This window comes from Polaromonas sp. P1_F4, assembly GCF_056405675.1.
Window position 1 is genome coordinate 229,418 of the sequence record NZ_JBFUBP010000003.1, and the last position, 21,003, is coordinate 250,420.

Genomic DNA, 21,003 nt, shown 5'->3' on the forward strand with positions numbered 1-21,003 from the left:
TGTTTTCCCTGGCAAACAACGAGCGTGCTTTTTAATCCGCCCCGTTTGCACCGCAAGCGAATCACGGCACCTAAAATCAGGCGCAGTCCGCGCACCGTCAGAATTCATACAACAGGGGGAGCCGATGGAAAAATCCGAAGTCAAGCACATGGCGCGGGAATTACTCGACGCCGGGCAGGGAAAAACCGCGACGTTTGCACAGTTGTCCGGCCAGGGCATGAAAGACAAGCAACTCGCAACTGTGATTGCGAGTCACCCGGATCCCGAACTCACCGAAGCCCACAGGGGCAAAGTCCGGGTGTTGATCGTGATCATGCTCATTCAGGCGATTCTTGCCTTCTTTGTGGGCTACGGAATCGGCTACAAACTTGGCCCGAACGCTCCCTGGATCGCAAGCGCATTGATGACGCTGGTACCACTGGCCTTTGCCTGGGCTTTTTATGCCAACAAGGCCGTCGCATACGAAGCCTATGTAATGCTCTCCATATTGGGAGTCGCAAGAACGCTGGACGGCTTCGTCACTGCGCCCGCCAGCACCCTGGCCGGGCTGGTCATCAGCGCGGCCTTGTGTGGTTTTGTCCTTTACGTCCAATCCAGAGTTTTCCCGGACCTGGGCTTCCTGTCGCCGAAGAAAGTGGCCGGCAAATTTGTCTTCTCAAGCTAATCTCACCCGCATCCAAAACCTCCAGACCTTGTCATGAAACTTAAACTCATCGCGCCTGCCCTTCTCCTTGTCGTACTTTCCGGATGCGCTAATTACAAGCCCGTCCCGGAGGGCTACACCGGCCCCGTTGCAACCGTCGCTGACAGCGGCTTTGCGGAAGATGGCAGCAAGGCGCAGCTTTTCGTACTTGATGGCGTGGACGGCAACCGCATTGCAAACAGCTTCGGGGCAAGCGCCAGCGCCAGCCACGGACGGGGCTTCGCGTTGACCACGTCAATCGTCGAAAGGCAGGTTCCCGCAAAGCCCATGAAAGTCTCCCTGCGCGCCAGCCACACCACTGCAGCACCCATACAAGCCATTGCGAGCCAGATGGCGGGAACCTTCTTTTCTGTTGAAGGCGTGGTGGATTTCACGCCACAGCCCAACGGAAAGTACGTGGTGAAGGGTGAATTGAAAAAAGAGTCCTCTTCGGTATGGATTGAGGACATCGACACACAAAAGCCGGTCACCGAAAAGGTTGTTAAAAAATGAGCGTCCATTCTGTTCGTATCACCAGGAGCCAATTCCTGCGCGCCCGCTTTCTGTTGCTGGGTGGCCTGTTTCTCGTCTTGTCGCTTGAGGCGCGCAGCGCAGACATGGAACTTGTTCTGAGTCCTGAAGTTCGGGCCAAAATACTGGAACAGCTTCCTGCAGGAAAGGCAGCGCGAACCATTGAACGCTACGCTGCCACGCATGAGATTAACCACAAGGCAAATTTCTCAAAGGTCTACGCCGACGAATACAGCGCGATCTCGATGCAGGATGACGGGCTGGCCGGAATTACAGCCACGACGGCGTTCCGGTCTTCAAGCAAGGGACGCGGGCGAGCGCTGAGTCTATGCGGCCTTGTGACACTGCTGGTTGAATCGGGCTCGAATGTCGATACATCAACAGCCGTCCCGCTGCCAATTGGCAAGCTCTTTGTGCCTTTTAATATCAAGTCCGATATTGATGTCAGCAACCGGGCAAAGCTGGTTGCGTTCGAGGCCAATGTTCCTTCCATCTGCAACCCTTCGCCAGGCGGCGAGTTCTCGTACAAGACTGAAGTTGAATCACAGGTCAAAACGTCCGGCATGTTTGGCCGCACCAACGATTTCCGGCGAACCGAATCAGTCGCTTGCAAAGTAGCTGCAGTTAGCCAGCCTGCAGTGCAGTTGAACTCCTCGTTAAGCGGAGACTATCTGCCGGTTTCATGCGTGATCACACCCCAATCCGGGGCACCGCGTACTGTGGAGTACGCATTTTTGCTTGACGCCCGGTTTTACTTGCCGGTGGAACTAAAGGACGAATGGCAGCTCGCGAAAATGCGTTATACCGAGTTCGTTTACGCCAGTCCCTGAAGACTTCGTGGCTCAATTGAGTCTGCTCGCCCAGACTCTCCCGGTTCTCTACTCGTCACAACAGTAGACTCGCCGGCCCTGGGCCGCTAGGATGTCTGCATGGTGACAGAATCCGAGCCCGATCCAGGCGGCCCCACCCCGGAGCTTTCCGAAGAAAAGGTCAATGAGGCACACGACGCCTGGTGCCGGACCTACGTGCATGTCTGGGCGGACCTCTCAAAAGGCGTTTACGACAAGGACGCAGTGGAAAAAGCGGCCGATGAGCATTGGCAGCGCAGCCCAAAATCCAGCCCGGTGATGGTGGCCACGACGGAGTTCACCAAGACCACCAAGGCGGCGCCACCGCCCGCTGCCGCGCCCTAACCTACTTGCAGTTGGTGCTCATAGCACCACATCCAGCTCTCTCCCGGTTCGAAGGACTGGATCACTGCGTGCCCTGTAGCCGCATGGTGTTTGCTGGCATGCTGGTTCTTTGAATCGTCACAGCAGCCGACATGGCCGCAGTGCACGCACAGCCGTAAATGCATCCAGGTATCGCCCATCTTCAGGCATTCTTCACAGCCTCTTGCATTGGGTGAGTGAATCTCGGCAGGAACATGGGTGCAAGGTTTGATACGCATACAAAGCTCCAGTCAGGCAGCAACCGCCGTGCGCTCCATCGCCGCCAGGTGCTGGTGGATCATGGCCACCACCGCAGCACCCTCACCTATCGCGCCGCCCACACGTTTGACGGAGCCGCTGCGCACATCGCCAATGGCAAAAAGGCCCGGAATATTGGTTTCCAGCGGAGCGGGTTTGTAATCGGAGTGCTTGCAGGTCACGGCCTCCCCGGTGCGGACAAAGCCGTGTGCATCAATGGCTGCGCCGCAACTCGTCAGCCAGCTGGTTTCGGGATCAGCGCCGACAAACAGGAACACGTTGCGCACATCCGCCGCGTGTTCGGTGCCGCTCTTGCGGTTTCGCCAGGTCACACCGGAAAGGCCTGTGCCGCCGTCGCCATCATCATCGCCGTGCAGCTTCACCACCTCGGTGTGCGGCAGCAGCTCGATGTTGGGTGCGGCTTCAATGCGGTCTATGAGGTAGCGCGACATGCTGGCGGCCAGGCTGGGGCCGCGCACCAGCATGTTGACCTTGGCCGCATGCTGCGACAAAAACACGGCCGCCTGGCCCGCCGAGTTGCCGCCGCCCACCAGCACCACGTCGGTCTGGCTGCACATTTTGGCTTCGAGTGCGGAGGCCCAATACCAGACACCGCGGCCTTCAAATTCTTCAAGGCGTGGCACTTCAGGCCGGCGGTAGCGGGCACCGCTGGCCACCACCACGGTCTTGGCGCGCAGCTTGCGGCCGTCGGTCAGCTTCACCTGCAGCTCGCCCCTGATGGCCTTGTGGGCACAGTCCAGCGACTGGGCCTGCGCGGGGATCAGCATTTCCACGCCAAACTTTTGCGCTTGCACGTATGCACGGCCGGCCAGCGCCTGGCCCGAAATGCCGGTGGGGAAACCCAGGTAGTTTTCAATGCGCGCACTGGCGCCGGCCTGCCCGCCGTAGGCGCGGCAGTCCAGCACCAGCACATGCAGGCCTTCCGATGCGGCGTACACCGCCGTGGCCAACCCGGCGGGCCCGGCGCCCACCACGATCACGTCAAACAGCTCGTCGTGTTCTTCCGTGTCGACCATGCCGATGCAGCGCGCCAACTGGTTCTCGTCGGGGTTCACCAACACCGAGCCATCCGGGCACACCGCCAGCACGTCACCGGCGGCTACGCCGTATTGCTCCATCAGTGCGGCAGCGCCCGCGTCCTGGGCGATGTCCACCACATGGTTGGGCTCGCCGTTGCGGTTCAAAAAGCTTTGCAGGCGCACCACACCGGCCGAGTTGGGCTGGCCGATCAGCACCGGGCCGCTGGCGCCGGCTTCTATCAATGCCACGCGCCGCAAGATCAGCGCGCGCACCAGCCGTTCGCCCAGGTCGGCTTCGGCAATGATGAGCGCGCGCAACTGGCCGGGCGGCACCAGCAGGGTTTCGACATCTTCTTCGGCATGGCCGTCGACCAGCGCGTTCTGGCCCGACAGCTGGCCGACCTCGGCCAGAAACTGGCCCGGCCCCTGGTTGACGATGGGCACCACATGGCCGAGGCCGTCGCGCTGGGTGATGGTGACCGAACCCTTGAGCATTACAAACATGCCGGGGCCGGGCTCACCGGCGGCAAACAGCCTCTCGCCTTTCTTGAACTGCAACACCTTGCCGAAGCGCTGGATGCGTGCAATTTCAGCGGCGCTGAGCACCGGAAACATCTGGTGGTGCCGGCTGGTGTCGGCGGCCAGCGGGGATTGGGTTGGGGTGTGGGTTGCGTTGTCGGCCATCAAAATACTCCGTTAAGCCTGTTGCCTGCGGCTTGTGCGCGCGGGTTTTGGCATCAGTCAGACGATGCCATTAAACGACGAATTGCATGTCGAATCCTCCTGCAGCAGTCGGGATTTCGGCGCAAGAGAACAAATCCGGCCATCTTGGGCTAGCAGGCCTGTACGCTCATGGCTGCACCCCCCGCTTATCAACGAACACCATGCCCCTTCCCCCAGACTCCGGCCTTCTGCCCGACGCAGCGCCAGCCAGGCAGCTGCGCTGGGGCCGCTGGGTATGGCTGGCCCTGTGGAGCGGCCTTGTCACGGCGGCGTACGGGGTTTACAGCGGCGCCCTGCAGATTCCCACGCACATCAATCCGTGGGCGCCACTGGAAGTGACGGCGCCGCCCAACATGCTGACCTTTTACAAACTGTCACGCGCCCGCAACGACCCGGCGCGCTGCTTGGCCGCGCTGGCAAGCACCGGCATGCAGTACGACGAATTGCCCGACCGCAGCACGGGCGACGGCTGCGGTTTCAGCAATGCGGTGCGGCTGCGCACGGCGCCGGTGCGCATAGGCGCGGCCCTGCCGCTCAGTTGCCCCATGGCGCTGTCGTTCTTCATGTGGGAAAGAAATGCGCTGCAGCCGGCGGCGCAGCTGCATTTTGGCCAGCGTGTGGCGGGCATTGACCACCTGGGCAGCTATGCCTGCCGCAACATCAACGGCGGGGGCGAAGGCGCGCCGCCCAATGCGCCGGCCCGTGCCCGCAGCCGGCATGCCACCGCCAACGCACTGGACATTTCCGCCTTCACGCTGGCCAGCGGCAAGCGTGTCACGGTGCTGAAACACTGGCCTGACGAAGACGACACCACACCGCCAGGCCCCGAGGCACTGCTGCTGCGCGACGCCCATAAAGGGGCCTGCAAATACTTCAAGGGTGTGCTGGGCCCTGACTACAACGCCGCGCACAAGGACCATTTCCACCTGGAGACCGGCGGCTACACCATGTGCAAGTGAGTCGGCTCAAAGAATTTTCAAGTAAAAAAGACCTGAAGACCAATAAGGTCGGGCGCAAGCAGCTATGTTTTTAATAGCACTTAGCCGCATGCAAGCCGTGACTCACCAGCCATGCAAGCGGCTCCAGGTTGCCAGCGCACCGTCTTCCGCCAGCGCGTGATATTCCGGATACTGCGCGCCGGTAGCGCAGGCGTGGTTGGGCAAGATGCGCAGCTGTGTGCCAATGGGAAAGCGCGCGGCAATGTCGGTGTCGGGCGCGCCTTCGTGCGACAGGATGCCGTGCTCCTGGTTGGCACCGCTGAGGACATAACCCGGCAGTACCGTGCCATCCGTGCGGCACACCTGGCCGTAGCCAAAGTCATGCGCCTGCTTTTGCGTGCCGCGGTCGCGGCTCATGGCCATCCAGCCCGCGTCCACAATCGCCCAGCCTTTTTCGGGCTGGTGGCCGATCACGGTGGTCAGCACGCTGAGCGCGATGTCGTCTGCCCCGCACACGCCGATGTTGTGCATCACCAGGTCAAAAAACACATACACACCGGCGCGCACTTCCGTGACACCCTTGAGCTGCGCGGCTGACAGCGCCGTCGGTGTGGAGCCCACGCTGACCACGGCGCACGGAAAGCCCGCGGCGCGCACACGTTCGGCAGCTTCCACGCAGGCAGCGCGCTCCTGCTCGGCCATGGCCACCAGCGCTTCGGGGGTGTTGAGGTCATAGCTGGAGCCGGCGTGTGTCATCACGCCGCCCAGCTGCATGCCGCCTTCGTGCAACGTGCGGGCAACGTCCAGCAAGGCGGCTTCGCCGGGCTTGATGCCCGAGCGGTGGCCGTCGCTGTCGATTTCTATCCAGACTTCAAACTTTTCACTGTGCTCACGGCCGAACGCGGCAATGGCGGCGGCCGACGCCACGCTGTCGGTGATGATTTTCAAATCGCAGCCCTGGCGCCGCAGGGCCAGCGCCTGCGGCAGCTTGGTAGCGACCATGCCCACTGCGTAAAGAATGTCGGTGAAACCGTCGGCGTAAAACTGCGCGGCCTCCTTGAGTGTGGAGACGGTAATGCCCTGCGCACCTGCGGCCACCTGCGCACGCGCGACGGGCGCGCATTTGCTGGTTTTGACGTGGGGCCGGAAACGCACGCCCAGCGCATTCATGCGCTGCTGCATGCGCGCGATGTTGCGCTGCATGCGCGGCAGGTCAATCAACGCGGCGGGCGTATCGAGTGTGGCCAGGGGGTTGGGTTGGGTGGCGGTCAAGGGAATCTCCAGAACGGTAAGTGCATCAAACAATTCACCAGGGCCAGGCAATGCTTTGGCCCTTGCCGGCAAGGCGCGCGCGTTGCTCCAGCAGGCGGGCGACCGTGAGGTCTTGCAAGGCGATGCCGGTCATGTCGAACACAGTGATATCGCCGGCGCCGCGCACAAAGGTGGCCTTGCCCGACAGCACATCGCCGATTTCAGTGCAGGCGATGTCAGGCGCCCATTGCAGCTCGCCGATGCTGCGCGACTGGGCGGCATCGTCCACAAACACGCGCGCCCCGGTGAGCAAGCCTTCGGGCAGCTCGCGTTTGCCTTTGGTGTCGCTGCCCACGGCATTGATGTGGGTGCCGGGCTGGAGAGCAGCCAGCTCGAACAGCGGGCCCTTGCCGGTGGTGGCCGTGATCACCACATCGCTTTGGGCCACGGCGGCATTCACGTCTGCCGCATGCGAGATGGCGCAGGGGCCACCCGCAAACATTGCCTCAAACGCGGCCTTCGGGCCACCACTGGCCGTGGCGTAAAACACCTGGCGCAGCCCAGGCAGTTGGCGAAGGGCATAGCGCAGTTGCGCCTGCGCCTGCACGCCGGTGCCGAAGACGCACACCGTGCGGCTGTCCTGCCGCGCCAGTTGCAGGCCCAGGCCGCCGGCGGCGCCGGTGCGCTCGGTGGTAACGGCGTTGCCGTCGATCAGGCAGGTCGGCCGGCCGGTGGCGGGGTCAATCAGCATGATGGTGGCCTGGTGGGCGTCGGCGCCCCGCGCGAGGTTGCCGGGCCAGAAACCGGCCGCCTTGAAACCCAGCAGCGACTGCGCACCCACGTCGCCCGACTTGATGCCAAACACGCCACCGGTGGCCAGCCTTTCACGCACCAGGGGGAACACGCGGCCCTCCCCCTGGCTGTGGCGCACAAAAGCCTCGCGCGTGGCCGCAAGGACATCGGCGGGAAGCAGCAGGGACTCGACTGCGTGTTTGTCCAGCAACAGGAGTTGGGCATCAGCCGGCCTGCTTGCCTTTGACGGCAGGGAACTGGCAGGATGGGGCATGGGTGGCTGCGCGAGGTGTGTCGTCATCTGGAAATATTATCTATTATTGGATAATTTGTCAAACCAACGAACTCACCTCCCAACCAGTTATCGCAGGAGACCCCATGCCCGCCAACCCGCACGCCCCTTGTGACGAAGGCATCATCCGCGCCCAGGGAGGCGACTGCGGCAAAACGGCGCACCCCAAGCTGGCGCTGGCGGCCACGGTGCTGGGCTCTTCGATGGCGTTCATGGACGGCTCGGTCGTCAACATCGCCCTGCCCGCCATCCAGCGCGACCTGGCCGGTGACTCGGCCAGCGGGCTGGCCGCCATGCAGTGGGTCATCAATGCCTACCTGCTGGCGCTGGGCTCGCTGGTGTTGGTGGGCGGCTCGCTGGGCGACCGGTTTGGCCGCCGCAAGATTTTCATCCTTGGCATCGCCATCTTTACGGCCGCCTCGGTGGCCTGCGGTTTTGCGCCCGGGCCGCTGGCACTGATTGCCGCGCGCGCCGTCCAGGGCGTGGGCGCGGCGCTGCTGGTGCCGGCCAGCCTGGCCATCATCGGCAATGTGTTTGAGGGCGAAGCGCGCGGCAAGGCCATCGGCACCTGGGCCGCCTGGGCCGCGATTACCGGCGCGGCCGGGCCGGTGCTGGGCGGCTGGCTGGTCGATGCCGTGTCGTGGCGGGCGATCTTCTTTTTGAATATGCCCATGGCGGTGGCCACCGTGTGGCTGGCGCTGTATGCCGTACCTGACAGCCGCGACCCCGAAGCGCCGCAACAGCTCGACTGGCTGGGCGTGCTGCTGGTGGCCGGCGGCCTGGGCGCGCTGACTTACGGCCTCACGCTGGCGCCTGAGCGCGGCTGGCAGGCCGTCGGCGTGCTGGGCCCGTTTGCGGCGGGTGTGGTGCTGCTGGTGGCGTTTGTCTACGCACAGGCGCGCACGCGTGCCCCCATGATGCCGCTGGGCCTTTTCAAGTCGCGCGACTTTGTGGGCACCAATTTGCTGACGCTTCTGCTGTACTTTGCGCTCAGCGGTGCGCTGTTCTTTTTGCCCTTTGTGCTGATTGGTGCCTTTAAATACTCCACCACCGCCGCGGGCGCCACGCTGCTGCCGCTGTCGCTGCTGCTGGGCTTTTTGTCACCGGCTACCGCCAAATTCACGGAGCGCTTCGGCGCGCGGCGCATGCTGATGGCCGGCCCAGCCGTGGCGGCTGCTGGCTTTGCCCTGCTGGCCCTGCCCGGCGTGGGCTGGTCTTACTGGGCCGGTTTCTTTCCGGCCATGGTGGTGATGGGCCTGGGCATGACGATTGCCGTGGCGCCCCTCACCACCACGGTGATGAACGCCGTGCCTTCCACCCACGCGGGCATCGCCTCCGGCATCAACAACGCGGTGGCGCGCGTGGCCGGCCTGCTGGCGGTGGCGGTGCTGGGCGTGGTGTTTGCCGCCAGCCTGGGCGGGCCGCTGCAGGCGGCTTCACCCGAAGTGCTGGTGGCCGCGTTTCGCTGGGTGGTGCTGGGCTGCGTGCTGTGCGCGCTGGGCGCATCGGCCTGTGCGCTGCTGTTTCTGGCGCCTGCGAAGCAACCAGGGCCACATTCTTAAGCAAATAGTGGCTGCAACCCAATAGGAACGTGCGCGAGCAGCTATATTTTTCATAGCAGACTCTTGGACCAGGCAGGTGCGGAAGGCAATGCGGCCAACACCCACCCGCCAAATACAGCCTTGAAGAAGGCCCGAGGCTTAAACTTGGGGCTTCAGACGGCAGCGCACCGCCCCACCGCACGCACCCTGCGCGCGGCCCTCCCCCTCTTCTCTCCTCCACACTTTCCCATGCCCTTTAGCTCACTCGGTTTTACGCCCTCGCTTTTGCCGCTGCTGCTGCGCGCCCTGGAGGAAAAAGGCTACACCGCGCCCACCCCCATCCAGTCCGCCGCAATTCCCGCCATTCTTGAAGGGCGCGACGTGCTCGGCTCGGCCCAGACCGGCTCAGGCAAGACGGCCGCTTTTTCGCTGCCGCTGCTGCAGCAGCTGGTCAATTCACAAGCCACCGCCACTGGCCAGCACCGTCCCGTGCGCGCCCTCATTCTTGTGCCCACACGCGAGCTGGCAGCGCAAGTTGGTGAAGCCATCGTGAGCTTTGCCAAATACCTGCCGAAGCGGATCAAGGTGGCGATTGTGTTTGGCGGCGTGTCGATCAACCCGCAGATGATGAACCTGCGCGGCGGCGCCGACATCGTGGTCGCCACGCCGGGCCGCCTGCTCGACCTGGTCGACCACAACGCCTTGACGCTGGGCAACACCGGCACCCTGGTGCTAGACGAGGCTGACCGGCTGCTGGACCTGGGCTTCGGCGAAGAGCTGAACCGCATACTCGCCCTGCTGCCGGCCAAACGCCAGACATTATTTTTCTCAGCCACCTTCCCGCCCGCCATTGAAGCGCTGGCCGCAAGCCTGCTGCATAACCCGCAGCGCATTGAAGTAGAGGCCGTGGTGCAGGCCGTGCCCGACATCACCCAGCGCGCCATCGAAGTCGACGCCCCCCGCCGCACCCAGCTGCTGCGCCACCTGGTGCAAACCGAAAAGTGGGAACGCGTGCTCGTCTTCGTCGCCACCAAACACGCCGCCGAAATCGTGGCCGACAAGCTGCGCAAGGTAGACATCGAAGCCGAACCCTTCCACGGCGAACTGAGCCAGGGCAAACGCACCCAGGTGCTGCAAGACTTCAAGATCAAGGCCGTGCAGGTGGTGGTCGCCACAGATGTCGCCGCACGCGGCATCGACATTGCGCAAATGCCGGTAGTGGTGAACTACGACTTGCCGCGATCAGTGACCGACTACACCCACCGCATAGGCCGCACCGGCCGGGCTGGTGAATCGGGTGTCGCCGTGAGTTTTGTGAGTGCGGCGACTGAAGCCCATTTCAAGCTGATCGAAAAGCGCCTTGGCATCAAGGTGGCGCGTGAGCAGGTCGTGGGGTTTGAGCCGGCGGAAGACGCGGTGGTGAATCCGGCGGATCCTGCGGGGACCGGTGGGGTCAAGGGGAAAAGGCCTAGCAAGAAGGATAAGTTGCGGGCCAAGTCAGCCAGAAATGAAGGTTAGCACTAGGACCAGAGCTTGGTGCCCAAGTTACACCGCAAGTTTGGCGGCACACATTACATTAGCATCACGTTCGACAATCCTCCACAGCATGCCGTACATTCTTGACTCCATATCCGAAGCAGATAAGCAGCGAGTGTTTGACGAATCTGATTCGCACAAGCAACGTTGGCTGCAAGTTAGAGCTTTTTTTGAAGTGGCAAACCGCACTTGGGCGGTTGATAGGGCCAGCGGAAACTATCTCGTTTGGGTTCCAACTTACTTGCCACGAGGATTTGATAGAAACTACTTCTTCAGATTCGAGGGCCAGACATATGCGCTACGAGTAAAGAACGGATTCGGGCCGCAAGTGGCGATCGACGACCCCGTGGCTGAAGTGGATCGTGAGCGCATTGAGGCGGAAATCTCCTTGGCTTTCTCTATCCACACGCTGCGTGGTTCTGAGTTCACGCCGCAGTTCGGCGAAACTTGGCCGGCTCGCTCACTGGACTGATAGGCGAGGCATGCGCGGTCGGCGGCCGGCGATGGCTACCCGTAGATTGACACGGACGCCTTGAAGTGCTGCCTTTAAATTGGTAGGGCGTCCAGGTCCAGTAACTCCAACTCTGCGAAAAAGGCAAGCTGCACAGCCTGCGCCCTTGTCGCCTCGTTAACGTTGACCACATGCCCGCCCTGCAAATCGAATCGCGGACGACCATCGAACCGAATCCACCCCGTCCAGGGCGTCTCGGTCCCCGGAATGAAGTATGTCAATTCATAGGTCACGAGGCGGCCCGACTTGATTTGCGTAGTCGTTCCACCAATTTTGAGCTCTGCCATAGCATTCCCCTTTAGTGGCCCGCAGCATACACCGGCTTAGTTCTGATGATCCCCGTGGTCCAGCCCAAGGGTTTCACTCCAAACTCGAGTCAGACTTCAGCGGAATTCAACAGTCAGGAGTCACTGAACCCGCAGAAATCCCGTATGTCGCGCAGACAACGCTCGGAGGTGGTGAAGCCTGCAAAACCTATCCGACCAGTGGAAGACTAAGCATCTGATCACAGCACTTCATGCGTCCTCTTGGCCCGCAAAACACGAAATCGCCAACGCACAAGACCCATCGCGTAGCTAATGTAATACCCCGCCAGCAGCCCAAAGACAGCTAGCGTGAGCGGACTGCGTGCGAAGTCGCCCATTCCGTGCTGCACGGTCGGCTCTGCGGTATAGATCTCGAACAGGCGATATGCGATGCGCCCGACGAACAGCAGCGAAAGCGCGATGCCCAGGTGAGCGTTAGGCGTGTAGAACAGACCTTGGGGTGTTGGTTCGAAGCGCGTCTTGCTCAACCCGAAGATGCCGAGCAATGCGCCGAGGCCCAGCCCACCGGCCAGCCACCAAAGCCGCTCGAGGTGTTCATGCGCAGCAAAGCCAAGCAACACAAGCAGGACGGGAAAGATGGCCAGAGTGACCCAGGGACGGATCCTCGACAAGCGCTGGCGCCCGACCATGCGGCGAAAACGCGCGTAGACACGCCACGCGATCAGCGGAAGAAGCACGAGCAGTGTGATGGCGGAGGCACTCGGCGCTTGCATGATGTGGGCCTTCAGGTCATTTCTTTGAGTTTCCGAGCGCGCTTAAAAAAAGTTTCATGTGCTGCCGGAGGTTTGGTATGGAGCTACCTAAAAGCCGATCAGGTGTAGAACACATAAACTTCACTCAAAATCCTGCTGCAATTTCCTTAGGGAAACTTCCGCAGTGGCCCGCCGCACGCGCCTGGCGGGAAATAAAGAACCTCCAACTCCACGCGCCGGTTCTTTGCGGCATCTGGCGATCCATAGTGGGGGCCTATCAACTGCCGGCTCTCTACGAAGACTCGTGAGGCAGGAAATCCGGCCTTGACCATCAAGGATTTGACGTAGTCAGCACGAGCGGTTGCAATGCGCTTGATCGACTTCGGGTCGCCTTCCGAGCTATCGGCGAAGCCCATTAGGATCGCGTTTTCAACGGGATGGGGGATGGCTTTTTCCACAAAGACGATCACCATTGCCCGTGATTTTTCGTCCAGAGCCACGGCGCCATTGGCAAAAAAGGCATCGGCTAGAAATGCCACCATTCAGAATAGTTTTGTGCAGTCATGTTCGTCCTATTGCAAAATAAATAATTGAAGAAATACCCCAACCCATGGTCGTGGCTTTAAGGAAAATTGTTATATCTCCAACAAAACAGGTCTTGTAATACAGGCTCCATAGCTCCGTTGTGTTTCTCTTGTAAATGCCGTAAATCATCTCCGAGAGTCCTTCATCTTCATGGGCGCCTAATATTTTTCTCAGTTTTGACATCAGGTGCTCTGCCAAAAAAAAGAAAATAGGAAAACCGAATCCGGAAACCGCCAGTATCCCGCCGTACCACAGCGGAGGGGTGTTTTCTTTGGCCCAGGTGATGTCAAAACCCCGCGTAAACAGCATGGAGCCAATCGGGATAAAAAAACCAATTAGTGACCACAGCTCTCGGTACCCCAGAGCATTTAAATATCCGTCTGGATTGTTGGGGTAGTCAATATGGGAGACGCCTAGATAGCTTTTCATTGCCATTRCATCCTGTGGTTTGATTGGAATATTGTTTTTTTGGTTCGGACGATCATGACATTCGGCTCTGAAAGCTGTTGGCTTTAGTCGGTATATAGAAGTCATCCTGACTACGCATGCCGCATTGCTGCATCTCGCCAGGTATTTCGCAGGGTTTGCCCCAGCGAGCGCGTTCATAGTCATTACCCCAATGCTCCAGGCCGTGCTTGTCGGGGTACCAGCGTGGGCTTGCATGCCAATACAGGCATTGATGCGAATGCAAACAGCAACGCGGCAATCAGTGTTTCTTTCTGCATACGGAGACCGCTGATGGGTCGAAAGACTATCGGTTGTGAAACGATGCCTGCAGAAACCGCATCCCCGCCAGTATCTGCTGAACCCGCTCACCCGACAGCGTCCCGATGTGCGCACCCAGACGTGTTTTGTACACGGAAGACACCTGCGACACAACCACCACGCTCTGCTTTTCCAGATTGCCCTCGCCCGGTTCCAGCAAGACATTGCCCGGCTCCGGGGCGCGGTTGAGGTTGGACGTCAGCGCGCAAACAATGACAGTGCTGATGCGGGAGCGGTTGAACAGGTCGTCTTGCACGACGACATGGGGATGCGGAGAACCCGGTATGGAGCCGCGTGAGGGGTCAGCCTCTATCCAGAACACATCGCCCTGCTTAATGGTGTCGGGGTAAGGGCCTTGTGGGGCTTCTGGGTCTCTGTCCATAAGCCGTAGTTTCTCATCCCGCGCAGTCGACGCCGGCGCCTATGCGGCCATGCAGCTTAAAGCGCACGCTTGATTTGCTGCACGGTGCTCACAATTGCCGGCGTAGCCACAAGCATGCAAAGTAGAAGCGGCCCTGCAAGCCCTGCGAGCAGGCAAGCGCGCGTCCTCGGGCCGATGAGCAAGCCGATCACACTGGTGAAAGCTGCCAACACGAGGGTAGAGAACGAAAGCAGCCATACACGGAGAAGGAAATCGCTTCGGGGTGAATGAATAAAGTTCTTCCCGTCCATCCTGACCGGCCTGTCGGGAACGAAACTCCTTGCGTACCACTCACCCGCGCCCCACCCTGCAAACGCGAGCACCAGCAATGCGAACCCCACGATCACCCACCATGAACAACGTCTCATACAGGTTCCCGTGGTTTCATGAGAAAACGCATACCCACGAAAAATTCCTCCCGTGGGGCGAGACGTCCCTAGGGCTGAGCGCTTTTAGGCGCATCGGGCTTGGGCGCTTCCTTCACCCGCACATAGTATTCACGAAGATGAAGACTCTCCGAGTTGTCTTCGCCGCCTGCGTACACCCACAGCATGTCTGGGCTTATGAAGTTATAGACAACGATGGCGTCCCTGCCGGTCACTGGCGCAACGGTTTTGATTGCAACCGAATCTGAAGCTGCACCCAGGACACGGTACGGATGGGTTTCGCGAAAGCCTGTCAATGGCCTCTTTCGGCCCTCCTGCGTTTTCGTCTCCAGGTCCGGCAGCTCGGAAGTCATGGCCTCTGCCGTAAAGGTCAGGGTCATATGGCCCATCAGCTGCGAAAGAAACAGGGCCGTCTTGCTGTCAAGCTTTGCGCGCTCGTTATTGAAGCGCATGCTGATTTCGGAGTCAGACTTCCACTGGCCGACAAGATTCGGGTCCGCATTCGCTGACGAAGCAAACGCAGCCATCAGCAGGAGTGCAAAGAGCCTGCGCATGCTTATTCGACGTCAGCGAAATCGTCGTCACCCTCATTGCGCACACGGGGCACCTTGACGCCGCCCTTGGCAACCACTTCCACATAGAACTGCGGTGCGCCGTCTTTCACGATCTCGTCAATCGACTTGATGAGGTCTGCCACCGGCACCTCCGAAGCCGAGGCATCACTCGCGCCTGACTTGCAATCAAAGTCCCAGTAGTCCACGCCCTTGGGCAAGGCTTTCGCACGTTCGCGTTTGAGGTATTTGCGTATGTCGTGTTTGGCGGCATCGAGCAGGCGGTCGCGGTTTTTGCCTTCGATGTTGAGTTGGTAGGTTTTTTTCATGAGTACTTCTGGTCTAAAAAGTGGCGCGCTGCGGCCACGGTGTACTACCGATTATCGGGCCGTGGCCGGGCAGGCCGAAAAGTCATAGGCAAAAGCGGCGTCACCAGCAACAATCTGCGCGGCATGGCGTTTGCATGGGTACCCATGTCAGCTTGTTCAACCCCACGTCCCTCACCTGGCAGGGGCACAAGGAGATTCCGATGATCTATGGTTTAACGTACTTGGGTGTGATCCACACCGCCATCAGCTTGGTGGCCGTTGCGGCTGCCGTAATTGCCTTCTTTCGCGACAAGGAAATCATCGCCGCGTCCACACTGGGCAAGGTCTATATCTGGACCACGGTGCTCACCTGCCTCACCGGCTTTGGCATCTTTCAGCACGGCGGCTTTGGCAAGCCGCATGCGCTGGGCATCATCACCTTGCTGGTGCTGGGCATTGCCTGGGTGGCGGGCACCACCAAGGTGCTGGGCCGTGCCTCGCCGTATGTTGAGACACTGGGCTATTCGATCACCTTTTTGTTCCACATGATCCCGGCCATCACCGAGACATCGACACGCCTGCCATTGGGCGCACCACTGCTGCCCAACGCCGATGCGCCCGAACTCAAGGCCGCCACGGGCGTTCTCTTGCTGCTTTATCTCGTTGGGGCAGCGCTGCAGGTGCGGCGCATACGCGCGCGCCATGCGGCGCTGAACGTCGCGGCTGTGCCGGGGTCTGCTGCTGCCAGTTAATGGGTAAGGGGCGACAAATTCAGCCGGGCCAGACGACCAGCAAATAACGGCAGGCGCTGCGCCCCAGGGTCTTAAAGGCCACGGGGCGGTCAACGCCGAAGTCCAGGCAGTCGCCGGGTTCGAGCTTGAAAATTTCGTCGCCGTATTCCACGCGCAAGCCGCCTTCGACGAGCCAGAGGCGCTGCCGGTAGGGCTGGCCGCTCCACTGCGGGTAAGCCACCCTGGCCGACCGCGGCAACTCGACTTCCACCATCTCGACGCCATGGTCGGGCCCGCGCTCTGCCACCTGGCGCCGCAGGTAGCCGGCTTGCGGGTCGCGCCACACTGCCTGTTCCGCCTTCTTTCGCAGCCGGCGGCCGGCCTCTTCTTCCTTGTCTTCGGTGAGCAGCTGCGCCAGCGGCACACCCAGGCCGGCTGCGAGGCGGCCAAGGATCATGGCGGTCGGGCTGCTTTCGACGCGCTCCACCTTTGAGATCATGGCTTTGCTGACGCCCGACACCTCGGCCAGTTGCGCCAGGCTCAGGCCCTGGGCCTGGCGCAGGGCCAGCAGCCGCGACGCGATCAGGGCGTCAATCGTCATGGGGTGTCTTTCAGAAAAAGCATTCGTCTATCATAAGGGACAAATAATCTCTTATAGTAGACAAATCTCTCTCGCCCGAAAGGAATCCCCATGCATCTCGTCGAATGCACCGAAGAACGCCATGCCAGTGCAATCCTGGCCATCTTCAACGAGGCGATCGTCAACTCGACGGCGCTGTACGACTACAAACCACGCGCACCTGAAAGCATGGTGACCTGGTTTGCCACCAAGCGCGCCAACGGCTTTCCTGTGGTCGGGATGGAAGACGACAGCGGCAAGCTGCTGGGTTTTGCGAGCTACGGCACCTTCCGCGCGTTTCCGGCGTACAAATACACGGTGGAGCATTCGGTCTACGTGGAGAAAGACAGCCGCGGCCTGGGCCTGGGGCGCAAGCTGCTGGAGGCGATTGTGGCCAGGGCTGAAGCGCAAGGCATGCACGTTCTGGTCGGCGCGATTGATCTGGACAACACCACCAGCATCGAACTGCACAAGCGCCTGGGCTTTGAACACAGCGGCACGATCAAACAGGCGGCTTTCAAGTTTGGCCGCTGGCTGGACCTGGCATTTTTGCAGAAGACGCTGGTGACGCCGCGTCAGCCTGTTGACGGTTAAGTCTGTTGGCTGGTCAACACTTTGTCGATGGCCTCATGCAAATGCTGCAGTCCAAACGACACATCACAAAACACGCCGTTGACATAAAACGCCGGCGTTGAGCGCACGCCCAGGTGGCGGCCGCTTTGCATGTGTTCCTGCACGCGCTGCAGGTAGACGTGGTCGTTCATTTCGTTCTGGTAGCGGGCCATGTCCAGGCCGGCCTGGGCGGCGTAGTCGAGCAGGTGCTTGTCTTTGAGGTGGTGCTGGTTGGTAAACAGCAACTCGTACATGGGCCAGAACTTGTGTTGTGCGCCGGCGGCTTCCGCCGCTTCGGCGGCCAGTTCGGCATGGGGGTGCACTTCGCGCAGCGGAAAATGGCGGAAGACAAAACGCAGCTGGCGCCCGAAGTGCGGCAGCATCACCTTCAGGGCACCATAGGCCTGAAAGCAGGACGGGCATTCGAAGTCGCCGTATTCCACGACGGTGACCGGGGCCGACGCCGGGCCATGGATATGGTCGATGGCGTCGTCGGGTTCGAGAAACGGGTCGGGTTGGGACGAATCGGCCATGAAAATCACCTTTTGGCTGTGTGTTCAGACGTTGAAAAAGTCTTCAGCACAGTATGCGCCCGGGTGTGCGCGGTGATCAAGGAGCCGTACGGCCCCATCGGCGTCGATGGGTAGCCTTGGATGGCCGTGAATAGCCAGGTAGAGGCCAGCGGTGCCGGCCCCGTGGTTCAGCTTCAGGCCTGGTTGGCGGCGTTTTCGAGGGCTTCGTCGAGTGCCTTGCACGAGGGCGAACACACGGCCTGGGACTTGCCCAGCACTTTACGGGTGCCCATCAGGGAGCGGGCGCGGTGCTTGCCGCACATGAAACACGACATCGTGGCAGCGCCAAATGACGTGGTGGCAGCAAACGGTGAGCCCGACACCTTGGACTTGTAGCGCAGGCCGTCAGCGAGTACGGCGGTTTTGGCGTCAGCTCTTGCCATGGTTGGGGTCTTCCTTCAGTTGGGGGTTGATGGGTTTCATGGCCTTTTCAATGGCCTCTTTGGCCTTCAGCTCGGCAGCGAGCGAGGCGTCCAGCGCAGACCGGCACAGGCCCGCATACTGGTAATTGACGTTTTCATACAGCTCTGCCGCAGCCGGGTGCGTGTCGAGCAGCGCGCCCAGCGCCATGCCGGGTTCCACATCGCCCAGTTCGTTGACCAGGTGCAGCACCACGGAGCGGTACTGCTCGGCACCCACTGGCACCGCGCTGTGCTCAAGCCGTTCCAGCAGCTCGGCCAGTACGTGGGTGACCGTGAGGTCGGTTTTGTGGGGATGGGGTTGGGTGGCGTTCATGCAGTGAATTTGGGGCTTCCTTCCCCTAAATCAAGCACTTTGCGGACCAGGTAACCGCCCTTCGGCGGTTGCTGGCCCCCTTTCGGGCTAGCCTGGATCAGCCCTGCGCGCTATATTTTTTATAGCTGCTCGCGCTTGTCTGCTGTGGGTTGGAGGCCTATTTTACCTCTAAACGGCAGGCCCGGAAGCTTTCCCCGGGCTTGCAGAGGCCATTTGGCGTGCCTGCAGGTGTTACCAAACGTCTTTTGAACGCTGTTTAAAGCATGAAAAATAGCTGGAGGCCAATGCTGCCGGGCGCAAGCAGCTCCTGATTTGATAGCGCTAGAAATGCCGCGCTGAGCGTCTACGGTACTTTTCACCCTCCATCGGGCAACCCTTTTGCCGCCAGATGGGCCACCAGCAGCCTGGCCGCCGCCGACAAACCCGCCTCATCCCGAAAGCAGATGGCAAAGCGGCGCTGGGCCCAGGGGTCGGCGAGCGGCATCACACGCAGGCCATAGGTGGTGGCATAAGGCTCAGCCACCTCGCGCGGCACCACGCTGATGGCCAGGTTGGCGCGCACCACGCGCAAGGCGGCCTCGAAGTTGGACACGATGACGCGGTGGACAACGACCTTGCCCTTGAGCGCTGCAGCCCGCAAGAGCAGCACCTGCACAGCACTGTGCGCGGGAAGGCTGACATGCTCGAAATCCAGCGTCTGCTCAAAGTGCAGGGTTTTCTCGCCTGCCAGCGGGTGCGACGGGTGGGTCACGATGGCCAGGTGATCGGTGCGGTAGCTGCGCGACTGCAGGCCGCTCAGGTCGGCGGCGTCCCAGCAGATGCCGACCGAGGCCACGCCCTCCTTGATGCCGCGAATCACATCGGGGCTGACGCGCTCTTCCATGTCGACCTGGATGTCGTGGTGCGCCGGCTCCTGCAAAAAAGCCGCCACATCGTCGGCCAGGGACTCGGCCATGACAGAAGCCGTGGCCAGGATGCGCACCTGGCCGCGCACGCCCTGGGCATAGGCGGCCATGTCGCGTTCAATGCGCTCGGCGCTGGCCAGCATGGTGCGCGCGTGCTCCAGCAGGCTTTCGCCAGCAGGTGTGGGCTCCACACCGCGGCGGCGCCGCACCAGCAGCGGCGTGCCGACGGTGTCTTCGAGCTGGGCCAGCCGCTTGCTGATGGCCGAGCCGACGATGTTGGCCTGCTCGGCCGCGCGGGCAATGCTGCGCGCATCACATACCGCCGCAAACAGCCGCAGCGTGGTCATGTCGAGGTCTCTCATGGGCGGCTCCTGGCGGTCAGGGGGCAGATTTGATATTCCCAATCGGAATGTCAGTGCTTCCGGAATTGATCAACCAAGCCTTTTGGGAAATTCTAAACTGCAGCTGTGCCCTGAGAATGAATCTGACAAGACGACAACGGAGACCCCAGTGAACATGCCTTCAAGGCCTGCCCTCCCCCGGCAGGCAACGATTCGTGAAGTCGGCCTGCGTGACGGCCTGCAAAGCATTGCCGCCGTGATGCCGACCGCGCACAAGCTGCAATGGATCCAGGCGGCTTACGACGCCGGCCAGCGCGAGATCGAGGTTGGCTCTTTTGTGCCGGCGCGCCTGCTGCCGCAGCTGGCCGACACCGCCGAGCTGGTGGCCTTTGCCAAAACACTGCCCGGCCTGGTCACTTCGGTGCTGGTGCCCAACCTCAAGGGTGCCGAACGCGCCATCGAATCCGGCGCCGACCTGATGCTGCTGCCGATTTCGGCCAGCCACGCCCACAGCCTGGCCAACCTGCGCAAGACGCCCGATGAGGTGGTCGAAGAAATCGCCCGCATCCGCGACCTGCGTGATGCCTCCGGCTCGCCCATCGTGATCGAAGTCGGCATGAGCACGGCCTTTGGCTGCACGCTGCAGGGCCGGGTCGAGCCGCGCGAAGTGTTGCGGCTGCTGCGCGCCGTGCTGGACGCCGGCGCCGACCGCGTGGGCCTGGCGGACACCGTAGGCTATGCCGACCCGGAAATGGTGCGGCTGTTGTTTGAGCAGGCTTTTGAAGTGGCTGGAGAGCGGCTTGACTGCGGCCACTTTCATGACACCCGCGGCCTTGGCATGGCCAACGTGTATGCCGCGCTGCAAACCGGCGTGACGCGCTTTGACGCTTGCCTGGCCGGCATAGGCGGCTGCCCGCATGCGCCCGGCGCCAGCGGCAACGTGGCCACTGAAGACCTTGCCTATATGCTGGCCAGCATGGGTATCGAAACCGGCATTGACTTTGACAAATTGATGGCGCTGCGCACCCGGGTGGCGGGCTGGCTTGAAGGCGAAACGCTGCACGGCACGCTGTGGCGCGCGGGCCTGCCCAAAACCATGCGCGCATCTGCTACCTCCGCTGCCGCTGCGGCCTGAGCTTTTCCCCCGG

General features: G+C 61.3%; 27 protein-coding genes. 11 read left to right on the forward strand and 16 right to left on the reverse strand.

Annotation, left to right across the window (positions count from 1 at the left end; translation table 11 throughout):
* Nucleotides 1-124: 124 nt before the first annotated feature.
* The 4 genes from AC1DYQ_RS08640 (at nucleotide 125) to AC1DYQ_RS08655 (ending at nucleotide 2,406) form a co-directional block, all read left to right on the forward strand.
* Nucleotides 125-664 carry a hypothetical protein gene (locus tag AC1DYQ_RS08640; protein ID WP_477686452.1) on the forward strand — a complete coding sequence of 180 codons (540 nt, stop codon included), beginning with the start codon at nucleotides 125-127 and terminating at the stop codon, nucleotides 662-664.
* A gap of 33 nt (nucleotides 665-697) precedes the next feature.
* Entirely contained in the window at nucleotides 698-1,195 is a 498-nt protein-coding gene (locus AC1DYQ_RS08645) for a hypothetical protein (RefSeq protein ID WP_477686453.1), read from the forward strand.
* Nucleotides 1,192-2,043, forward strand: coding sequence for a hypothetical protein (locus AC1DYQ_RS08650; protein ID WP_477686454.1), 852 nt, complete (start codon nucleotides 1,192-1,194; stop codon nucleotides 2,041-2,043). Before AC1DYQ_RS08645 ends, AC1DYQ_RS08650 begins: the two co-directional genes overlap by 4 nt.
* A 99-nt stretch (nucleotides 2,044-2,142) precedes the next feature.
* Nucleotides 2,143-2,406, forward strand: coding sequence for a hypothetical protein (locus AC1DYQ_RS08655; protein WP_477686455.1), 264 nt, complete (start codon nucleotides 2,143-2,145; stop codon nucleotides 2,404-2,406).
* On the opposite strand, the gene AC1DYQ_RS08660 is transcribed toward AC1DYQ_RS08655, so the two are convergent.
* Both AC1DYQ_RS08660 and AC1DYQ_RS08665 read right to left on the reverse strand, forming a co-directional pair.
* On the reverse strand, nucleotides 2,403-2,663 hold the full coding sequence (locus AC1DYQ_RS08660; protein WP_477686456.1) for a UBP-type zinc finger domain-containing protein: 261 nt from the start codon (nucleotides 2,661-2,663) through the stop codon (nucleotides 2,403-2,405). The genes AC1DYQ_RS08655 and AC1DYQ_RS08660 overlap by 4 nt on opposite strands.
* A 12-nt stretch (nucleotides 2,664-2,675) precedes the next feature.
* On the reverse strand, nucleotides 2,676-4,406 hold the full coding sequence (locus AC1DYQ_RS08665) for an FAD-dependent oxidoreductase (RefSeq protein WP_477686457.1): 1,731 nt from the start codon (nucleotides 4,404-4,406) through the stop codon (nucleotides 2,676-2,678).
* Nucleotides 4,407-4,606: 200 nt separating this feature from the next.
* On the opposite strand from AC1DYQ_RS08665, the gene AC1DYQ_RS08670 reads away from it, so the two are divergent.
* A complete protein-coding gene (locus AC1DYQ_RS08670) occupies nucleotides 4,607-5,404 on the forward strand; it encodes an extensin-like domain-containing protein (RefSeq protein WP_477686458.1) in 798 nt (265 codons plus the stop codon).
* A gap of 102 nt (nucleotides 5,405-5,506) precedes the next feature.
* Here AC1DYQ_RS08670 and AC1DYQ_RS08675 read toward each other — a convergent pair whose 3' ends face one another.
* The gene (locus AC1DYQ_RS08675; protein WP_477686459.1) at nucleotides 5,507-6,655 is read right to left on the reverse strand and encodes a DSD1 family PLP-dependent enzyme; all 1,149 of its coding nucleotides are present in this window, start codon (nucleotides 6,653-6,655) and stop codon (nucleotides 5,507-5,509) included.
* Between the two features lie 34 nt (nucleotides 6,656-6,689).
* The gene (locus tag AC1DYQ_RS08680; protein ID WP_477686619.1) at nucleotides 6,690-7,700 is read right to left on the reverse strand and encodes an ornithine cyclodeaminase family protein; all 1,011 of its coding nucleotides are present in this window, start codon (nucleotides 7,698-7,700) and stop codon (nucleotides 6,690-6,692) included.
* 104 nt (nucleotides 7,701-7,804) lie between these two features.
* On the opposite strand from AC1DYQ_RS08680, the gene AC1DYQ_RS08685 reads away from it, so the two are divergent.
* From AC1DYQ_RS08685 to AC1DYQ_RS08695, 3 genes are all read left to right on the forward strand, one after another.
* On the forward strand, nucleotides 7,805-9,280 hold the full coding sequence (locus tag AC1DYQ_RS08685) for an MFS transporter (RefSeq protein ID WP_477686460.1): 1,476 nt from the start codon (nucleotides 7,805-7,807) through the stop codon (nucleotides 9,278-9,280).
* Nucleotides 9,281-9,508: 228 nt separating this feature from the next.
* Nucleotides 9,509-10,777 carry a DEAD/DEAH box helicase gene (locus AC1DYQ_RS08690; protein ID WP_477686461.1) on the forward strand — a complete coding sequence of 423 codons (1,269 nt, stop codon included), beginning with the start codon at nucleotides 9,509-9,511 and terminating at the stop codon, nucleotides 10,775-10,777.
* A gap of 88 nt (nucleotides 10,778-10,865) precedes the next feature.
* Nucleotides 10,866-11,267, forward strand: a complete 402-nt coding sequence (locus AC1DYQ_RS08695) for a hypothetical protein (RefSeq protein WP_477686462.1) — start codon at nucleotides 10,866-10,868, stop codon at nucleotides 11,265-11,267.
* Between the two features lie 74 nt (nucleotides 11,268-11,341).
* On the opposite strand, the gene AC1DYQ_RS08700 is transcribed toward AC1DYQ_RS08695, so the two are convergent.
* From AC1DYQ_RS08700 to AC1DYQ_RS08730, 7 genes are all read right to left on the reverse strand, one after another.
* Nucleotides 11,342-11,593 (reverse strand): hypothetical protein, encoded by a 252-nt coding sequence (locus AC1DYQ_RS08700; protein WP_477686463.1) that lies wholly within the window; start codon nucleotides 11,591-11,593, stop codon nucleotides 11,342-11,344.
* A gap of 218 nt (nucleotides 11,594-11,811) precedes the next feature.
* On the reverse strand, nucleotides 11,812-12,345 hold the full coding sequence (locus tag AC1DYQ_RS08705; RefSeq protein ID WP_477686464.1) for a CcdC protein domain-containing protein: 534 nt from the start codon (nucleotides 12,343-12,345) through the stop codon (nucleotides 11,812-11,814).
* Nucleotides 12,346-12,491: 146 nt separating this feature from the next.
* Entirely contained in the window at nucleotides 12,492-12,866 is a 375-nt protein-coding gene (locus AC1DYQ_RS08710; RefSeq protein ID WP_477686465.1) for an OmpA family protein, read from the reverse strand.
* A 19-nt stretch (nucleotides 12,867-12,885) separates the two neighbouring features.
* A complete protein-coding gene (locus AC1DYQ_RS08715; RefSeq protein WP_477686466.1) occupies nucleotides 12,886-13,572 on the reverse strand; it encodes a hypothetical protein in 687 nt (228 codons plus the stop codon).
* An 88-nt stretch (nucleotides 13,573-13,660) separates the two neighbouring features.
* Nucleotides 13,661-14,056 (reverse strand): type II toxin-antitoxin system PemK/MazF family toxin, encoded by a 396-nt coding sequence (locus AC1DYQ_RS08720; protein ID WP_477686467.1) that lies wholly within the window; start codon nucleotides 14,054-14,056, stop codon nucleotides 13,661-13,663.
* 475 nt (nucleotides 14,057-14,531) lie between these two features.
* The gene (locus AC1DYQ_RS08725) at nucleotides 14,532-15,008 is read right to left on the reverse strand and encodes a hypothetical protein (RefSeq protein ID WP_477686468.1); all 477 of its coding nucleotides are present in this window, start codon (nucleotides 15,006-15,008) and stop codon (nucleotides 14,532-14,534) included.
* A 29-nt stretch (nucleotides 15,009-15,037) separates the two neighbouring features.
* A complete protein-coding gene (locus AC1DYQ_RS08730; protein ID WP_477686469.1) occupies nucleotides 15,038-15,361 on the reverse strand; it encodes a DUF6172 family protein in 324 nt (107 codons plus the stop codon).
* 200 nt (nucleotides 15,362-15,561) lie between these two features.
* Here AC1DYQ_RS08730 and AC1DYQ_RS08735 point away from each other — a divergent pair, with 200 nt between their 5' ends.
* A complete protein-coding gene (locus AC1DYQ_RS08735; RefSeq protein WP_477686620.1) occupies nucleotides 15,562-16,092 on the forward strand; it encodes a hypothetical protein in 531 nt (176 codons plus the stop codon).
* A 19-nt stretch (nucleotides 16,093-16,111) separates the two neighbouring features.
* Here the strand turns inward: AC1DYQ_RS08735 and AC1DYQ_RS08740 are convergent, their stop codons facing one another.
* The gene (locus AC1DYQ_RS08740) at nucleotides 16,112-16,672 is read right to left on the reverse strand and encodes a helix-turn-helix domain-containing protein (RefSeq protein ID WP_477686470.1); all 561 of its coding nucleotides are present in this window, start codon (nucleotides 16,670-16,672) and stop codon (nucleotides 16,112-16,114) included.
* A 90-nt stretch (nucleotides 16,673-16,762) separates the two neighbouring features.
* Between AC1DYQ_RS08740 and AC1DYQ_RS08745 the strand changes: the two genes are divergently transcribed.
* On the forward strand, nucleotides 16,763-17,284 hold the full coding sequence (locus tag AC1DYQ_RS08745; RefSeq protein ID WP_477686471.1) for an N-acetyltransferase family protein: 522 nt from the start codon (nucleotides 16,763-16,765) through the stop codon (nucleotides 17,282-17,284).
* Here AC1DYQ_RS08745 and AC1DYQ_RS08750 read toward each other — a convergent pair.
* From AC1DYQ_RS08750 to AC1DYQ_RS08765, 4 genes are all read right to left on the reverse strand, one after another.
* A complete protein-coding gene (locus AC1DYQ_RS08750; protein ID WP_457278576.1) occupies nucleotides 17,281-17,835 on the reverse strand; it encodes a DsbA family protein in 555 nt (184 codons plus the stop codon). The two genes, AC1DYQ_RS08745 and AC1DYQ_RS08750, sit on opposite strands and share 4 nt — an antisense overlap.
* A gap of 173 nt (nucleotides 17,836-18,008) precedes the next feature.
* Entirely contained in the window at nucleotides 18,009-18,257 is a 249-nt protein-coding gene (locus AC1DYQ_RS08755) for a hypothetical protein (RefSeq protein WP_436154840.1), read from the reverse strand.
* A complete protein-coding gene (locus AC1DYQ_RS08760; protein WP_457278577.1) occupies nucleotides 18,244-18,609 on the reverse strand; it encodes a hypothetical protein in 366 nt (121 codons plus the stop codon). Before AC1DYQ_RS08760 ends, AC1DYQ_RS08755 begins: the two co-directional genes overlap by 14 nt.
* Before the next feature lie 355 nt (nucleotides 18,610-18,964).
* Nucleotides 18,965-19,876, reverse strand: a complete 912-nt coding sequence (locus AC1DYQ_RS08765; protein WP_477686472.1) for a LysR family transcriptional regulator — start codon at nucleotides 19,874-19,876, stop codon at nucleotides 18,965-18,967.
* Nucleotides 19,877-20,030: 154 nt separating this feature from the next.
* Between AC1DYQ_RS08765 and AC1DYQ_RS08770 the strand changes: the two genes are divergently transcribed.
* A complete protein-coding gene (locus tag AC1DYQ_RS08770) occupies nucleotides 20,031-20,990 on the forward strand; it encodes a hydroxymethylglutaryl-CoA lyase (protein ID WP_477686621.1) in 960 nt (319 codons plus the stop codon).
* Nucleotides 20,991-21,003: the final 13 nt, after the last annotated feature.

Bases quoted from the DNA above. Each gene is read 5' to 3' on its own strand.
- AC1DYQ_RS08640 (WP_477686452.1), top strand. From the start codon at position 125: ATGGAAAAATCCGAAGTCAAGCACATGGCGCGGGAATTACTCGACGCC.
- AC1DYQ_RS08645 (WP_477686453.1), top strand. From the start codon at position 698: ATGAAACTTAAACTCATCGCGCCTGCCCTTCTCCTTGTCGTACTTTCC.
- AC1DYQ_RS08650 (WP_477686454.1), top strand. From the start codon at position 1,192: ATGAGCGTCCATTCTGTTCGTATCACCAGGAGCCAATTCCTGCGCGCC.
- AC1DYQ_RS08655 (WP_477686455.1), top strand. From the start codon at position 2,143: ATGGTGACAGAATCCGAGCCCGATCCAGGCGGCCCCACCCCGGAGCTT.
- AC1DYQ_RS08660 (WP_477686456.1), bottom strand. From the start codon at position 2,663: ATGCGTATCAAACCTTGCACCCATGTTCCTGCCGAGATTCACTCACCC.
- AC1DYQ_RS08665 (WP_477686457.1), bottom strand. From the start codon at position 4,406: ATGGCCGACAACGCAACCCACACCCCAACCCAATCCCCGCTGGCCGCC.
- AC1DYQ_RS08670 (WP_477686458.1), top strand. From the start codon at position 4,607: ATGCCCCTTCCCCCAGACTCCGGCCTTCTGCCCGACGCAGCGCCAGCC.
- AC1DYQ_RS08680 (WP_477686619.1), bottom strand. From the start codon at position 7,700: ATGCCCCATCCTGCCAGTTCCCTGCCGTCAAAGGCAAGCAGGCCGGCT.
- AC1DYQ_RS08685 (WP_477686460.1), top strand. From the start codon at position 7,805: ATGCCCGCCAACCCGCACGCCCCTTGTGACGAAGGCATCATCCGCGCC.
- AC1DYQ_RS08690 (WP_477686461.1), top strand. From the start codon at position 9,509: ATGCCCTTTAGCTCACTCGGTTTTACGCCCTCGCTTTTGCCGCTGCTG.
- AC1DYQ_RS08695 (WP_477686462.1), top strand. From the start codon at position 10,866: ATGCCGTACATTCTTGACTCCATATCCGAAGCAGATAAGCAGCGAGTG.
- AC1DYQ_RS08700 (WP_477686463.1), bottom strand. From the start codon at position 11,593: ATGGCAGAGCTCAAAATTGGTGGAACGACTACGCAAATCAAGTCGGGC.
- AC1DYQ_RS08705 (WP_477686464.1), bottom strand. From the start codon at position 12,345: ATGCAAGCGCCGAGTGCCTCCGCCATCACACTGCTCGTGCTTCTTCCG.
- AC1DYQ_RS08710 (WP_477686465.1), bottom strand. From the start codon at position 12,866: ATGGTGGCATTTCTAGCCGATGCCTTTTTTGCCAATGGCGCCGTGGCT.
- AC1DYQ_RS08720 (WP_477686467.1), bottom strand. From the start codon at position 14,056: ATGGACAGAGACCCAGAAGCCCCACAAGGCCCTTACCCCGACACCATT.
- AC1DYQ_RS08725 (WP_477686468.1), bottom strand. From the start codon at position 15,008: ATGGCTGCGTTTGCTTCGTCAGCGAATGCGGACCCGAATCTTGTCGGC.
- AC1DYQ_RS08730 (WP_477686469.1), bottom strand. From the start codon at position 15,361: ATGAAAAAAACCTACCAACTCAACATCGAAGGCAAAAACCGCGACCGC.
- AC1DYQ_RS08735 (WP_477686620.1), top strand. From the start codon at position 15,562: ATGATCTATGGTTTAACGTACTTGGGTGTGATCCACACCGCCATCAGC.
- AC1DYQ_RS08740 (WP_477686470.1), bottom strand. From the start codon at position 16,672: ATGACGATTGACGCCCTGATCGCGTCGCGGCTGCTGGCCCTGCGCCAG.
- AC1DYQ_RS08745 (WP_477686471.1), top strand. From the start codon at position 16,763: ATGCATCTCGTCGAATGCACCGAAGAACGCCATGCCAGTGCAATCCTG.
- AC1DYQ_RS08750 (WP_457278576.1), bottom strand. From the start codon at position 17,835: ATGGCCGATTCGTCCCAACCCGACCCGTTTCTCGAACCCGACGACGCC.
- AC1DYQ_RS08755 (WP_436154840.1), bottom strand. From the start codon at position 18,257: ATGGCAAGAGCTGACGCCAAAACCGCCGTACTCGCTGACGGCCTGCGC.
- AC1DYQ_RS08760 (WP_457278577.1), bottom strand. From the start codon at position 18,609: ATGAACGCCACCCAACCCCATCCCCACAAAACCGACCTCACGGTCACC.
- AC1DYQ_RS08765 (WP_477686472.1), bottom strand. From the start codon at position 19,876: ATGAGAGACCTCGACATGACCACGCTGCGGCTGTTTGCGGCGGTATGT.
- AC1DYQ_RS08770 (WP_477686621.1), top strand. From the start codon at position 20,031: ATGCCTTCAAGGCCTGCCCTCCCCCGGCAGGCAACGATTCGTGAAGTC.